Source organism: Bacillus sp. Marseille-Q1617, from assembly GCF_903645295.1.
Taxonomy (GTDB): domain Bacteria; phylum Bacillota; class Bacilli; order Bacillales; family Bacillaceae_B; genus Rossellomorea.
On sequence record NZ_CAHJXM010000001.1, the window covers coordinates 1,008,250 to 1,023,392 of the forward strand.

14 protein-coding genes are annotated in these 15,143 nt (G+C 45.9%); 7 read left to right on the top strand and 7 right to left on the bottom strand.

All coding sequences use genetic code 11. The features are described from left to right. Positions 1-54 precede the first annotated feature (54 nt). The gene (locus tag HWX64_RS05010; protein ID WP_175987812.1) at positions 55-630 is read right to left on the bottom strand and encodes a biotin transporter BioY; all 576 of its coding nucleotides are present in this window, start codon (positions 628-630) and stop codon (positions 55-57) included. Positions 631-723: 93 nt separating this feature from the next. Between HWX64_RS05010 and bioD the strand changes: the two genes are divergently transcribed. Together bioD and bioA are read left to right on the top strand one after the other, a co-directional pair. Then, positions 724-1,449, top strand: coding sequence for a dethiobiotin synthase (gene bioD / locus HWX64_RS05015; RefSeq protein ID WP_175987813.1), 726 nt, complete (start codon positions 724-726; stop codon positions 1,447-1,449). Further along, complete coding sequence (gene bioA / locus HWX64_RS05020) at positions 1,427-2,794, top strand: adenosylmethionine--8-amino-7-oxononanoate transaminase (protein ID WP_175987815.1); 1,368 nt, start codon at positions 1,427-1,429, stop codon at positions 2,792-2,794. The genes bioD and bioA overlap by 23 nt, the downstream gene beginning before the upstream one ends. A gap of 244 nt (positions 2,795-3,038) precedes the next feature. On the opposite strand, the gene HWX64_RS05025 is transcribed toward bioA, so the two are convergent. From HWX64_RS05025 to HWX64_RS05050, 6 genes are all read right to left on the bottom strand, one after another. After that, the gene (locus HWX64_RS05025; RefSeq protein WP_175987818.1) at positions 3,039-4,364 is read right to left on the bottom strand and encodes a (Fe-S)-binding protein; all 1,326 of its coding nucleotides are present in this window, start codon (positions 4,362-4,364) and stop codon (positions 3,039-3,041) included. After that, positions 4,361-5,773, bottom strand: a complete 1,413-nt coding sequence (gene glcD / locus HWX64_RS05030) for a glycolate oxidase subunit GlcD (protein WP_175987819.1) — start codon at positions 5,771-5,773, stop codon at positions 4,361-4,363. The genes HWX64_RS05025 and glcD overlap by 4 nt, the downstream gene beginning before the upstream one ends. 90 nt (positions 5,774-5,863) lie before the next feature. Further along, positions 5,864-6,772, bottom strand: coding sequence for an N-acetylmuramic acid 6-phosphate etherase (gene murQ, locus HWX64_RS05035; protein WP_175987821.1), 909 nt, complete (start codon positions 6,770-6,772; stop codon positions 5,864-5,866). Beyond that, positions 6,769-7,839, bottom strand: coding sequence for a DUF871 domain-containing protein (locus HWX64_RS05040; protein ID WP_175987823.1), 1,071 nt, complete (start codon positions 7,837-7,839; stop codon positions 6,769-6,771). Before HWX64_RS05040 ends, murQ begins: the two co-directional genes overlap by 4 nt. A gap of 77 nt (positions 7,840-7,916) precedes the next feature. Further along, on the bottom strand, positions 7,917-9,296 hold the full coding sequence (locus tag HWX64_RS05045) for a PTS transporter subunit EIIC (RefSeq protein WP_175987826.1): 1,380 nt from the start codon (positions 9,294-9,296) through the stop codon (positions 7,917-7,919). Between the two features lie 174 nt (positions 9,297-9,470). Beyond that, complete coding sequence (locus tag HWX64_RS05050; RefSeq protein ID WP_175989646.1) at positions 9,471-10,199, bottom strand: GntR family transcriptional regulator; 729 nt, start codon at positions 10,197-10,199, stop codon at positions 9,471-9,473. Between the two features lie 237 nt (positions 10,200-10,436). On the opposite strand from HWX64_RS05050, the gene nagA reads away from it, so the two are divergent. The 5 genes from nagA (at position 10,437) to HWX64_RS05075 (ending at position 14,917) form a co-directional block, all read left to right on the top strand. After that, complete coding sequence (nagA, locus tag HWX64_RS05055) at positions 10,437-11,636, top strand: N-acetylglucosamine-6-phosphate deacetylase (protein ID WP_368495568.1); 1,200 nt, start codon at positions 10,437-10,439, stop codon at positions 11,634-11,636. Next, positions 11,633-12,358 (top strand): glucosamine-6-phosphate deaminase, encoded by a 726-nt coding sequence (nagB, locus tag HWX64_RS05060; protein ID WP_175987828.1) that lies wholly within the window; start codon positions 11,633-11,635, stop codon positions 12,356-12,358. The genes nagA and nagB overlap by 4 nt, the downstream gene beginning before the upstream one ends. 567 nt (positions 12,359-12,925) lie before the next feature. Continuing rightward, positions 12,926-13,972, top strand: coding sequence for a tRNA 2-selenouridine(34) synthase MnmH (gene mnmH, locus HWX64_RS05065; protein ID WP_175987830.1), 1,047 nt, complete (start codon positions 12,926-12,928; stop codon positions 13,970-13,972). Positions 13,973-14,109: 137 nt separating this feature from the next. Beyond that, on the top strand, positions 14,110-14,460 hold the full coding sequence (locus tag HWX64_RS05070) for a MerR family transcriptional regulator (protein WP_175987832.1): 351 nt from the start codon (positions 14,110-14,112) through the stop codon (positions 14,458-14,460). Continuing rightward, positions 14,453-14,917, top strand: a complete 465-nt coding sequence (locus HWX64_RS05075) for an SRPBCC family protein (RefSeq protein WP_175987834.1) — start codon at positions 14,453-14,455, stop codon at positions 14,915-14,917. The genes HWX64_RS05070 and HWX64_RS05075 overlap by 8 nt, the downstream gene beginning before the upstream one ends. Positions 14,918-15,143: the final 226 nt, after the last annotated feature.

The window sequence follows — 15,143 nt, forward strand, 5'->3', positions numbered from 1 at the left end:
ATTTTAGAGATAATCGGCTGCTGAGTTTTTAATTTATTGTTCTTCTGGTACGTCCTACTTAGATACATACTGCGGCTGCACTGAAGGGACGGCTTTATATAAACGCTGTAAGATCACCATTGAAACAGCGGTGACCCCAAGGTCCAGGGGCAGATAGGCTGCCATCCATCCCCATGCCACTGTATAGCTGAAACCATTCGGTGCCTCCGCCCAGAATGACAGTGCGGCATACATGAAGTTCGTACCGATTATGTAATTCAACACCAACGCCAGGATTCCCGCTCCAGTATATCCTGCTAGCGTACGCTTTTGTTCCAGTACCATTCCGACTGCAAAAGCGACAGCGATGAAAGAAAGCACAAATCCAAAAGTGGGACTCAATAAGCTTGAAGGACCGCCTTTGAACTGTGCAAATACCGGAGCACCGACCAGCCCGAGAGCCAAATAGACCGTCATTGCTTTAGCCCCGGTCCTGCTCCCGAGCATCCCTCCAGCAAGAATCGCAAACATCAATTGAAGGGTGACGGGAACCCCGCCGATCATCAGGAACGGTGAAACATTCGCCCCGACCGCCATCAGTGCGGCAAAGAGGCCGCATAAGACAATTTCCTTTGTTTTACTCATGTCCATTTCATCCTTTCTAAATATGTGGTATGATACCTATTATCAGATATGTTAACTTAAAAGTAAATACGGTTAACACAAATAAAAGGGGGATAAGTGGTGAGCGGTTTTTTTATAACAGGAACTGACACTGAGATTGGCAAGACGATGATGACAGCAGTGCTAACCCGTTATTTTCTTGATAAGGGGGTTGACGTATTTCCTTACAAGCCTGTACAAAGCGGGGCGGAGTGGGAAGGCGGCAGACTGGTTGCACCGGATACCGTTTTTTATGAACGATTAGCGAAAAGGCGATTTGGAGACGAAACCAATACATATCTGCTAAAAACACCAAGTTCTCCTCATTTGGCCGCGGCGGTGGAAGGAAAGAAAATCGAGACTCAGCCGATCATCAATCAAACTCAAAAACTATTAAACTCACATGAGCTTGTTTTCGTAGAAGGAGCAGGCGGGTTGATCGTGCCGTTAAATGAGGAAGAAACAATGATCGATCTGATCGGCCGACTGTCCCTGCCAGTCATTCTGGTAGCAAGAGCGGGGCTTGGAACAATCAATCACACGATTTTATCGGTGATGGCGCTGAAACTGAGAAATATTCAAATTGCAGGGATCATCCTTAATCGCGTAACACCCCGTGAACTGCCTGAAATCGAAGAAGACAATAAAAGAATGCTCGAGAAATTGTCTGGCGTTCCTATCGTGGGAACCTTCCCATTCATAAACGAAGAGGAAATGGAAGAACTGGATGTAGGATATATTCTGGAAAAATGGAACATCAGTGTTTTAGAGGAGGCAATGCAGCATGAATCAAGAAAAGCTTATTGAAAAAAGCAGTCAATATCTATGGCTGCCGTTCACCCAAATGAAAGACTATGATACAGATCCATTGGTGATTGAAAGCGGAGAGGGGGTCTACCTCCGTGATATTTATGGAAACGAGTATCTCGATGGGTATTCATCTCTATGGCTGAATGTTCATGGTCATCGAAATGAAGAAATCAATACTGCCATTAAAGAGCAGCTGGATAAAATCGCCCATTCCACGTTGCTTGGTGCGTCCAACATCCCATCGATCCTTTTGGCAGAAAAGCTGATCGGCCTTGCCCCTGAAAAGCTGAGACGGGTATTCTATTCAGACAGCGGCGCGACCTCGGTTGAAATCGCGATCAAAATGGCCTATCAATATTGGCAGAATATCGGGCGGCCGGAAAAACAGAAATTCATCACCCTTAAAAATGCCTACCATGGAGATACTGTCGGAGCGATCTCCGTGGGGAAAGTGGATATCTTCCACCGCGTCTATAAATCTCTCATGTTCCATTCTCTGGTTGCCCCGTTTCCAGATGTCTATCATCACCCGGAACTGGATGATGCAGATGAAATCCGAGATCGATGCCTTCAAGAGCTGGAGTCGATCTTGGAAGAACATCATCATGAAATTGCCGGGATGACGGTTGAATCCCTCATTCAGGGGGCCGGCGGAATGAACATAATGCCAAAGGGCTATTTCAAAGGGGTAGAAAAGCTCTGCAAAAAATACAATATCCTCTTGATCGTTGACGAAGTGGCAACCGGGTTTGGACGGACAGGTAAAATGTTTGCGGTAGAGCATGAAGGCGTCCAGCCGGATATCATGACGGTGGCCAAAGGGATAACGGGAGGTTACCTGCCGATCGCAGCTACACTGACAACGGAAGAAATCTATGAAGCTTTTTACGATGACTATACGTCTTTAAAAACATTCTTCCATGGCCATTCCTACACTGGAAATCAGCTTGGCTGTGCAGCAGCCCTGGCAAACCTTGAAATCTATGAAAGAGACAATCTGGTTGGGAAGACTCAGGAGAAGACGGAAGTGATTAAAAATCTGCTTGAGCCGTTAAAGAGTCATCCCCACGTCGGGAGCATACGCCAGCTCGGAATGATTTGCGGCATCGAATTGGTAATGGATAAAGACTCGAAAAAGTCTTTCCTATGGGAAGACAGGGTTGGGTACCATACCACCCTCAAAATGAGGGAACTTGGCATGCTTACACGTCCGATCGGGGACACAATCGTCTTCATGCCGCCGCTTGCAGCGAGTGAAGAGGAGCTTGCGCAGATGGTGGAAATCATGAGTGAAGCGATTGAAATGACAACGAAGAAGTACGTCGGGGAAAAAGCCAGATAGCCCTTTGGAGTAGTTTGGAAGGATTATGAGGTAAGGGATTGTACCTGGTACAAAACGAGTGTGGTGTACCAGGTACAAATCACATGCCATGTACCAGGTGCAAATTGCTGAATGGGTGCCAGGTACAAACCCCCTGATTTGAGCCAGGCACAAACCTCTGAATTGAGCCAGGCTCAAACCCCCTGAATTGAACCAGGCACCACCTTCTTCATAAAAAAGACCACCCATAAGGGCGGTCCCATCTTTACTCTTCTACAGCATCCAATAAAAAATCTACAATATGAACAGCACGCACCTTATCCGATAGTCCTTCCCTCTCAATCCCAAGCTTCATCTGAAGCAGGCATCCCGGATTAGCCGTAACGATTGTCACTGCCCCGGTGGCCGCTGCGTTTTCCATCTTGTGATCGAGTATTTTCATGGACATTTCCGATTCAACGATATTGTAGATTCCGGCCGATCCGCAGCAGTGATCGGCTTGTTTCATTTCCTTATACTCTGCACCCTCGACTGATTGAAGCAGGAGTCGGGGTTCCATGAACGTGCGCTGGACGTTTCGGAGGTGGCATGAATCCTGATACGTAATCCGCTCCGCATCCGCCCGCAGTTTTACTTTCTTATGAAACGCCAACTCTACTAAAATAGAAGAAATATCTTTAATTTTACTTTTGAACCTGGCTGCACGTTCTTTCCATTCCGGGTCATCCTTCAGCAGATGGTCATAATCGACAAGAAAGGCTCCGCACCCTCCGGCGTTGGTAATGATATAATCGACACCAGCCTCTTCAAATGCCTCTATATTCCTTTTGGCCAATCCTTTGGCGGCATCCTTTTCCCCGCTGTGGCCATGCAGGGCGCCGCAGCATGTCTGCTGATCCGGGATGACGATATCGCACCCGGCAAGCTGCAGGAGTTTTGTGGTGGCGTTGTTGGTTTCCAGAAACATCGTATCCATCAGGCAACCTGAGAAGAAAGCGACTTTTTTCTTCACTTCACCGATGGAAGGCAGGGAAGAAGGGCGATTCTTCATGTCTTTCAATCTTGGAACCTTTGGCAGCACCCTTTCCATCACAGCCATGCTTTCAGGAAATAGTTTCATCACACCAGCGGCATGGGCAGCCTTCTGAATCCCTGATCTCTGATAGATTCCCAGAAGATGTGTGATCATTCTCATTCTTCCGGGGTGGGGGAATAATCCTTCAAACACCGTCTTCCTAAGAACGCGTACTGGAAGGGAGTGCGTTTTATTCTGATTGATGATGTCCCGTGCTTCTTCCAACAGGTGGCCATAGTTCACTCCTGAAGGACAGACAGGCTCACAGGCCCTGCATCCCAGGCATAAATCCAGCGTTCGTTCGACTTCTTCATCCGGTTCGATTACGCCGTCGGCAACAGCTTTCATCAGAGCGATCCGTCCGCGCGGGGAGTGGGATTCCTTAAATCCTGACTCGATATAGGTGGGGCAGGAGGGAAGGCAGAAGCCGCATCTCATACAATTCAAAAGCTCATCCTGATCCATTCGGGCCTTGAACTCCCCCTGAATCTTTTGTCTTTCCTTGGTTGTCGTCATCTTGTAATCACCACACGTTTTCTTGATTCTTTAGCAAACACTTTATTCGGATTCATGATATTATTCGGATCGAACGATTGCTTGATCATTTTCATCGCCCCGATTCCCTCCGGTCCCAGCTTCCACTCGAGATAAGGTGCTTTCATCATCCCGACTCCGTGTTCACCTGTTATCGTGCCGCCGAGTTCGATGGCATGGGCGAAGATTTCTTCAAAAGCGGCTTCTACGCGCTCCATTTCATCGTGGTCCCTGGCATCGGTGGCAACGGTTGGGTGAAGATTGCCATCACCGGCATGGCCGAACGTACAGATTTTCACTTCATGACGTTCTGCGATTTCATTGATCGCTTTGACCATTTTGGCTATCTCGGAACGGGGAACCGTAGCGTCTTCCAGAATGGTTGTAGGCTTCAGGCGTGCCAGGGCTGACAGGGCAGAACGACGGGCGGTGCGAAGGGCTTCGGCTTCCACTTCTGTCACTGCCAATTGGACGGATACCGCTTCGTTTTCCAAACAAATCTCTTCCATCCGTTTCATATCGCGTACGACCACCTCAGGAGGGCCGTCCTGCTCAATCAAGAGCACTGCTTTGACGTCGGTAGGCAGCCCTATTTTTGCAAAATCCTCTACGACTTCCAACGTAGGCTGGTCCAAAAACTCAAGGGTGGCAGGGATGATCCGGTTCGAAATGATGCTTGAAACGCTCTGGGCCGCTGCTTCGATATCCTGATAAAGAGCGAGCATCGTCTGTTTCGTTTCAGGCATGGGAACGAGCTTCAACGTTGCTTCCGTCATGACACACAGCGTACCTTCCGAACCGACGAACAGGCGCGTAAGGTCATACCCTGCCACATCTTTTGCGAGCTTTCCGCCTGTCCGGATGATATCTCCGTTTGGCAGGACAGCTTCCAAAGCAAGCACATAATCCCGGGTGACACCATACTTCAATCCTCTTAAGCCGCCTGAGTTTTCATTGATATTCCCGCCAATGGTTGATATTTTCATAGAACTTGGATCAGGAGGGTAGAAGAGCCCCCTTGATTCTACTTCTTGAATCAGATCCAGCGTCACGACTCCCGGCTGTACGGTGACCGTCAAGTTCTCTTCATCGACCTCCAAAATGCGGTTCATATGGGTGAAAAGCAGTACCAGGCCGCCTTCCGTCGGGCAGGTGCCTGCACATAGATTCGTGCCGGAACCCCGGGGGACGATGGGGAGACGGTGCTCATTGCATAGTTTCACAATGTCGGAGACTTCACGAGTGTTGCGGGGGACGATGACGGCATCCGGCATCGATTGGAAATTTGGCGTTGCATCATAGGAATAGACGAGTCTCTCGGCAGAGCTGTCGCGATAATTCTCTTCACCGACCAGTTCAATGAATTGTTTTTTTAATGAGGATGAGATCATGGATATACCGCCTTTGTAAAAAAATGTTTGCTGTAATGATGAAAGAAAGGACGACCCTTATAAAAAGAAGTCCGTCCTTTTAACTATGGATTATTTGGAAGAATGAAAAGCTGAAACCGCATCCCGTAAGTGTCCTGAATGCTTTTCTAGCAGCTGGAGTACTTCATTTCCTTTGAGGCCGGTCATGATTTGCAGGATGGCCGCTTTCGTATTGTTTTGCTGCTCACTCAGGGCCGTGCTTGCTTCTTCGTCTGAGGCGCCGGTTGCTGTCTTGACGATGTTTTCAGCCCGCTTGCGCAGCTTTTCATTCGTCATCTGTACATCGACCATGAGATTTCCGTATACTTTTCCGATTTTGATCATGGAAGCCGTGGTCAGCATGTTCAGTACAAGCTTCTGGGCAGTGCCTGCTTTCATACGAGTAGATCCGGTCACCACCTCAGGGCCGACGATCGGTGCAATCGTAAAGGATGAGATTTTCTCCATTTCAGAGTCTTTGCTGCAGACAACGGACACTGATGCAGCACCGATTTCGTTCGCAAATTGTAAGGCTCCGATGGTATAAGGAGTTCTGCCGCTTGCCGCAATCCCTACCACGACATCCTTTTCAGTCAGCCCGATATCGACTAGATCCTGTTTACCTTGTTCATTATCATCTTCAGCACCTTCAATCGCTTCCGTAGTCGCTTCTTTACCGCCGGCAATGATCCCGATAACCATTTCGGGATCCGTTCCGTATGTAGGAGGGCATTCAGATGCATCGAGGATGCCCAGGCGTCCTGATGTCCCTGCACCGGTATAGATCAATCGGCCGCCTTCTTTGAAGGCTTGTACAATCCGATCGACCACTGAGCTGATTACGGGGATTTCCTTTGCAATCGCATTCGGAACAAGAAGATCTTCCTGATTGATGACTGAAACGATTTCTTCTGTCTCCATCAAATCGATGTGTAGCGTTTTAGGGTTCTGCTGCTCTGTGTTTAATTTCGTTAGATTCATTTCTTATCCCCCACTAGTAATTGGAATTTTCCTCCCGCTTTTATCTCCTGAATGAGAGGGAGGTCTTCGTTTATGACTTTGGCGATGACATTCACCTTATCATCGTTCGGTAATTCTCTTTTGACAATCTGCATCTCACCCGAGTATCTCCCGTATAACTCGTTATCGACCGTAACCATTCCAATGCTGCGCCGAACTTGATTGGAGGGTGCGATTGTCTTCCCGATTCGGGCATACGAACGGGATTCCACAGACCGGATCACATCTCGTGCGGGATCCATCCGATTGGTATGTATCCCGTTAAGCAGCGCAGAGTGATCAGCACCATCAAGTAAATCAATTGTTAATGGAAGAATTCCTTTGTCGATACTGCTTAGTTCCTTCAGCGTTTCATCTGTTGCAGAAGGATCACCTATTAATAGTTTATCCGTGTATCCCGAAAATTTTAATTGTGCGGCTGCAAGGGAAGGGGATACATAGCGATGCTGTTCCAGTGTAGGCAGTCCTGCAAAGATCGGACCGCGCAGTGTATCGTCTCCCGGTACAAAGGCCATCGTGGTGATCCCCTTAGATTTCAGCATGACGTTTCTTTCGATTAAAAATCCAATGTCGAGCCCTGTTTCAGGACGTGGATAAAAATTATGCCAGGCTTCGACGTTTTCCACATTTAATCCTTTTTCAATTAGGCTGTCAAGCTCCGATTCCGAAACGGTACTGGCATTGATCCCGGTTTTCATGAGATTCGAAAGGCTCACGATTTCGTCCGGGGAAAAGCCGTAGTCCACCCGGATGCCTGCAAGTCCCCAATCGAGTAACCTGGGGAGGGTGTCCCAATCAAGTCCCAAGTGCCCCAATGACGCCGGTGATACGTCGGCCAGAAGTTCCATGTTATAGGTCCGGGCCAGACTGCCAAGCTCCTGAAGCAAGTCTTTATAAGTGTCTGGATTATCTTCAGGGATATGAAGAGAGGTGAAGATGGACCTGAATCCATAAGCGGAGGTTCTCCTGATCCATTCCGCATTCTTTTCCCTGTTTTCTTCTTTTAGGTAAATTGAAATTCCGAGCATCTTGTATTCTCACTCCTTACATGAAAAAACGTAAAGAAGGAGGAAAATCCTCCTTCTTTACTATTATATGATTCTGCTTAAATATCCTTTGCCATTTCTTCCTTGAACCCGAACATCCAAGTGAAGATGAAGCCGAATACGTAGGCGATCAATACGCCGGCAAGATACAGAAGGATTTGTCCGTCATCCATAAGGAATGCAAGCGGGATTCCGGATACACCAATCGCGATGGTTGCCGTTTTGAAAACTGCCTGGAATGCTCCCCCGACGGCTGCCCCGAGACATGCTGTGATGAACGGGCGTCCAAGCGGAAGCGTTACACCGAAAATGAGCGGTTCGCCAATTCCAAGGATTCCAACAGGAAGTCCGCCTTTGATGACTTTTCTCAATCTCTGATTCTTCGTTTTAAAGTAGATCGCAAATGCAGCACCCACCTGGCCTGCACCACCCATGGCAAGGATCGGAAGCAGCGGGTCATTACCGATAGTATTGATCAGTTCCATATGAACCGGCGTCAGACCTTGATGAAGCCCGGTAACAACCAGTGGCAGGAATGTTCCTGCAAGGATGAGTCCAGCAAAGAAACCGCCCATATCGATCAGGCTAAGTAAACCTTCTGTGATTAAATCTGAAATGAATCCTCCTACAGGCTGAAGGACTACTAACGTCGCAAATCCTGTGATCAATAAGGAAACAGTCGGTGTAATGATGATATCCAAGGCAGAAGGGACCACCTTACGGATTCTCTTCTCAAGGAATGCGATGAAGACGGCAGCAAGCATAACGCCGATCAAACCGCCTCGTCCAGGGACAAGATCTTCACCGAATAATGTGATGTTGGCTAGACCAGGATTGATGATCAGGATACCCGCTGCACCGCCAAGAGCAGGGGAACCGCCAAATTCCTTCGCGGTATTGATACCGACGAACACACCCAAGTAACCAAATAGACCCCAGCCGATCAAGTTAAGGATCTCGATCAGTGTCGATTCAGGGTTTACACCTGAGCGGACAATGACGTTTGTGATCCCTGCGATTAATCCGGAAGCTACGATTGCGGGGATCAGTGGAATGAAGATACTGGCAATTTTTCTTAAAAATAATTTGAATGGTGTAGCATTCTTCTTCTTCAAGTCTGCTTTCGTACGGTCTGCAAGTCCTTCGAATGAAAAGTCCTCGACTTCATCCTCATCCACAGATGAAACGGATTTTCCTGTTAAAGCAGAAACTTCAGAGGCCACTTTCGTCACGATCCCAGGCCCCAATATGATCTGGATGGTTTCAGCTTCGACAACCCCTAATACCCCGTCTATCTTTTTGATGCCGGCTAAATCAACCTTGCTCTCGTCGACTGGCTTTACACGCAGGCGCGTCATACATGATTCCAGCGCGCCGATATTATTCGGACCGCCAAGAAGCTCGGTTATTTCTTTGGCCAATCTTTCTTCCTTCCGCATAAAATTCTCCCCTTTTTAATAAAAATGTAATAATAAAAAATGAATTCGCTTACAAAGTATCATATCAACTATTAGTATAGATGTCTATACCATTTTTGTGAAGAAAAGAACTAGTATTTAAGAATGCGAGAATAAAAAATTCACCCTGGGATCCATCATCCCATGGGTGTTTTTTTATCTTAGCCGTTCAATATTCATCTTGTATTTATATTTGTCGCCACGATAGGTGGACTTCACGAGTTCAAATGGGGTGCCGTCATTTAGGAAGGTTTCGCGCTGGATGAATAAAACAGGTTCCCCGGTCTCCAGCTGCAGATGTCTGGCATCATCTTCTGCTGCAGCGGAAGCCTCGATTGATTGAGAAGCATGGCCGAGCTTCAATCCGATTTCTTCTTCCACGTACTGATAGAGCGAGTTCGAAAGTATCTCCTGACTGAGCCCCGGAATCAGCTTCACAGGGATATAGGTTGTTTCGATGGCCATTGGTTCACCGCTGGCAAGGCGGATCCGTTTAATTTTGTAAACAAGATCATCTTCGTGCAGGGAGAAATGATGAATCAATTCTTCAGTCGCGCTGGAAAGTTCAAAGTGGATGAGCTTGTTGCCGGGTTCAAGCCCACGCCTTCTCATATCCTCGCTGAAGGAGGTCAGTCCGTGGAGTGACTGCTCAAACTTATTGTGCGAAACATATGTACCGCTTCCTTTTTTCCGGTAAAGAAGATTTTTGTTCACAAGATTTGTTATCGCTTGACGAACGGTCATCCTGCTGATGGTGAAAGATTCTGCCAGTTCTCTTTCAGAAGGGAGCACGTCTCCCGGTTTTAGTTCCCCGGAATCGATCATCCCTTTTATATGTTCTTCTATTTGGTAATACAGAGGTAATGGAGACTTTTTATTGACCAATTTCATTGCCACCGTCCTGAGAAATTTATTTGAATCACGTATGAATTTACATCGTTGTTCTTAATTACAAACATCTTACCATTCAAAACTACATGATGTCTATACCAGTAAGAGGTGGGCTGTTATTAATTATAACAATTTAATGGCATTTGTGAGTAATGCGGTTAATTGGTATAGACAACTATAACGTAAAGATGTTAAAGTCACAGTAGATAAAGTTTAAGCGGAAGGGGAAAGATGATGAGCAGCCCTGATACCTATATCATTCGTAATCAGAGAATTTATGCCCAAGATGGGATCATCGAAAATGGTTTTATAAAAATAGAACGTGGAATTATTTCTGAGACAGGTGAAATGTGCTATCTGCAAAATGATGGAGAATACGTCGACATTTCCCTGCCTCAAAAAGCATCTGTCATTCCCGGCATGATCGATGTCCACATCCACGGTGTGAATGGTGCAGATACGATGGATGCGACAAAAGAGGCTCTCGACACCATGACAGAAGCATTACCGAAGGAAGGGACGACAAGCTTCCTGGCAACGACGATGACAGAGTCGAAAGAAAAAATAGAAAAGGCTCTCATCAATACTGGAAAATATGTCGAAAACCATCAGGAAGCCGGAAAGGCAGAAATCCTGGGCATCCATTTGGAAGGGCCGTTCATCAATAGCGGAAAAGCAGGGGCCCAGCCGCTGCATCACATTGAAGAGCCGTGTGTGAAGACATTTGACAGCTGGCAGAAGGCGTCCCAAAATCATATCAAGCTCGTTACGGTCGCTCCTGAAACGGATGAAGGACATATATTGATTCAGCATCTTAAGGAAAATGGAGTTATCGCTTCAGCCGGGCATTCCAATGCAACGTATGATGAAATGTGCAAAGCGATCGACAGCGGTGTCTGTCACGTGACGCATCTGTTCAACCAGATGTCAGGCTTTCATCACCGTGAACCGGGAATTGTAGGAGCTGCGTTCAACCGTAAAGAAATAATGGTGGAGCTGATCGCTGACGGGATTCATGTCAGACCGGAAGCGGTCGATATTGCCTTTCAGCAAATCACCGATGAACGGATGATCCTCATCACTGACTCCATGCGGGCCAAGTGTCTGAAAAACGGTCAGTACGATCTCGGCGGTCAGATGGTGACGGTAAAAGACGGCATGGCGCTATTAGATGAAGATACACTTGCAGGAAGTGTGCTAGAGATGAAAACGGCATTCCAACATATCCAAGAGTATACCGGCTGCTCGATTCAACAAGCGATCAAGATCACTTCTGAAAACCCCGCAAGACAGCTGGGGATTTTCGACAGGAAAGGAAGCATCGCTTCAGGGAAAGATGCCGATCTAGTCATCCTGGATGAACAGATGGATGTGTTTATGACCTTTTGTAAAGGGAAAATCGCTTATGTAAGAGGAGATGGTGACGAGTGAGAATCATTGAAGTGTCTGACTATAAGCAGATGAGTGAAAAAGCTGCACACCATGTGATCGGGAAAATCAGAAGCTCGGATTGTATGACCCTTGGACTTGCGACCGGTGGAACACCAGAAGGGCTCTATGGAGAACTCATAGAAGATCACCATGTGAACAGAACATCCTACAAATGTGTCAAAACCTTTAATCTGGACGAATATATCGGACTTTCAAAGGATGATCCGAATAGTTATTTTCAATATATGTGCTCAAATCTCTTTTCACATATAGATATTTCACTCAACAACACTCATATCCCGGCGGGGATGGCAGCAGACCTTGGGAAGGAATGCGAACGCTATGAAAATCTGATAGAAGAAGCAGGAGGCATCGACCTTCAAATCCTCGGTATCGGAGCAAATGGGCATATCGGCTTTAACGAACCCGGAACTTCCTTTCAATCGGGTACACATATTGTGGAGCTGGCTGCATCGACCCGGGAAGCAAACGCCCGTTATTTTCATTCGATTGAAGAAGTTCCCCGGCAGGCAATCACAATGGGCATCTCAAGCATTATGAAAAGCAGGGAAATCCTCCTGCTTGTATCAGGAAAATCAAAACAGGAAGCCATGAAAAATCTTGTGGAAAATGCAGTGAGTGAAAACTTCCCGGCTTCCATTCTTAAAGAACATCCCAATGTCACGATCATTGCCGACAGTGATGCGCTGAAATTGATCTAAGAGGCTGGGACAAAGTGTTTTAGTCTAAGTAAAACCCGAACTAATTTGCGTTATAGGAGACAAATTAGTTCGGGTTTTTAATTTGATCAAATGGACATTTTGATTTAGCGATCTACAGCGGTTGATTGGAGTGCAAGACGAAGACTCCTGCGGGAAGAGTAGCTAATTAGAAAAGCGGAAGGGCTTTGCTCAGAGGCGTGTGGCATAAGACGAATCGGCCACGAAGGCGTTCTTTGCCTTCTTGGTCGGTTTGGCTTATGACATGTGCCTCTAAGCCCTGCAGCTAGACATGTCAGACCCCGCAGGAACGCATGTGACGAGGAGGCTCACGGGCTACCCGCGGAAAGCGAAGTCTTGCACGGAAATCATTAGCGGTATTAAAAGACTACGCTGAAATTGTTCGTCTTTATGTGGTGGTTTTTTAGTTTTTTCCCAGCATCTTTTTATTTTTATCAGGTGATAGTAAACTGCGATTGAATAGATTACTATAAAAATAAGTTCTTTACATATTAACTTCCTTTTATTTTGACCATACTGGAATCAAGTTTCTAAAAGAGGTGAAGCAGTTTGTTCAAAGATATTTCGATTGATGTATTAATGTCCTGCCCAGATGACTTAGTCTTTATCGATGTTCGTTCCCCTTCAGAATATAAAGAAATGACTATACCCGGAAGCTTCAATATCCCAGTCTTCGATGACGAAGAAAGAGCGGAGGTTGGAACGCTCTACAAGCAAGTGAGTAAAGAGGCGGCCACGGACAGGGGACTTGAAATTTTCTCCGCAAAGCTTCCTTCCTTCATTAAACAATTTAAAGAACTGCCTGGAAAAAAAGTGGTCTACTGCTGGCGAGGCGGTATGAGAAGTAAAGCAGCCGCAACATTCCTGGATTTGATGGGAATCAACACATACAGGATCAAAGGGGGAGTGCGCGCTTATCGAAAGTGGGTCGTGAACCAGCTTGAATCTCTTGAAATTGAGCCGAAAGCATTTGTCCTGAATGGGGGAACCGGCACTGGGAAAACGGCTATCCTTCACGAGCTGAAAAATCAGGGACTGCCGATCCTTGATATTGAAGGACTTGCTGATCACCGCGGCTCAGTGTTTGGTGCAATCGGCCTGACCCCTGTTAATCAGAAGACATTCGATTCACTTCTAGTAGAAGAAGTCAAAGCTCTTCAGCAAGCACCGTTTGTCATGTTCGAAGCTGAAAGTAAACGGATCGGTAAAATCCTGCTTCCTCCTTTCCTGCTGAAGAAAAAAGAAGCAGCAACCCATATCTTCATCGATCTGCCAATTGAAGAAAGAATCGACCACATCATGAAAGAATACAAGCTTCATAAGTATCATGAAGAATTTACCCAAGCATTCAGACAAATCAAGCGGCGTATCCACAGCCCGGTCGCCAATACGATTGAAGAAGAACTGAAAAGCCGCAATTATGAAGCTGTACTGGAATTGCTTCTCGAATACTATTATGACCCGAGATATTTACATACCGCAGAAAATTACCGGGATGCTCAGAAAATCATCCTGAAAGTAAAAACTATTGAGGAAGCGGTGGAAGAAGTGAAAGGGATTGTATCAGGAAAAAAGGGACTAGTCCCGAGTAACTGACATCATAATTAAGAATCAATAGTGTTGTCGAAAAATTACCCAATATTTCCCGGAAAATGTCGAGAAAAAGAGTCTAAAAAAACCATTGACCATGTAGTGCACTACATAGTTTATCATCGTAGTGAGAGGTGGCCAGAATGTACAAAGTGAGTGAGTTTTCAAAAATGACCGGTCTAAGCAGAGAGACACTCCGCTATTATGCTGACATCGGATTATTGGAGCCGGTTCATATCGATCCCAACAATAAATACCGCTATTATGATAACGGCTCATATCTTGTCGCCAGGTTACTGGTATACTTGAGGCGCTTCAACTTCAGCATCCAGGAAATGTTTGAGGTAGTACATGATGAGTCATTTGAAAACCTGGAAGGATTAATCCGGGAAAAGAAAAAAGCGTTAGAAGTAAAAGTGGCAAGACTGCAGGGAATCATTGAAGATATGGATGATTTTTTTGAACTTGGAATAGGAGAGGATATGGATGATTAAATGGCACGAAGAACGGGTCATCCCTGTGAATATTGAAGTGATCTGGAGCTTGTTCGAACTTGAAAACATTCAGCGAATCATGCCCAATGTAATTGAAAACAAGGTACTGGAGAGAAAAGAAGGCGTGGTCGGATCAAAGTATCAACAAAAATACAAAGAAGGAAAGCGGATCGAGACTTATATAGTAGAAGACCTTGAATATGAAAATACGACTGAAAGAAAACACAATAAAATCGGATTCACCTTAGCAAAAGCATTTGAAGTCGAAGCCAGCTTCACCCTAGTTAAATTAAATGAAGAAGAAACAAACTTCATCTACACCGGTCAGAATAAAGGACTGAACTTCCTGGGGAAAGTACTCCTGAAACTAGGGGGAGAGAAAAACAACAAAAAAGTCGTCACGGACTTCATGGACCGGGTAGAAAGAGAAGCGCTTATAGAACAAAGCAAAAAATAACCTCATATCCAGAGAGGTTATTTTTTTGTCTTCTGCAAAGTTTGAAATACACCCAATCCGGCTATATAAGATTACATGTAAAAAACCTCATCTATTACAAAAAATCGGAAAATCACCACTGGAATTTCGCCTCTCAAAAAAATTTTTTTAAAGAAAAAAATCACATAAAAATTCAAAAAAATCTATAACTATGTAACCCGGGAAATAAGATTTTTGTAAACGATTT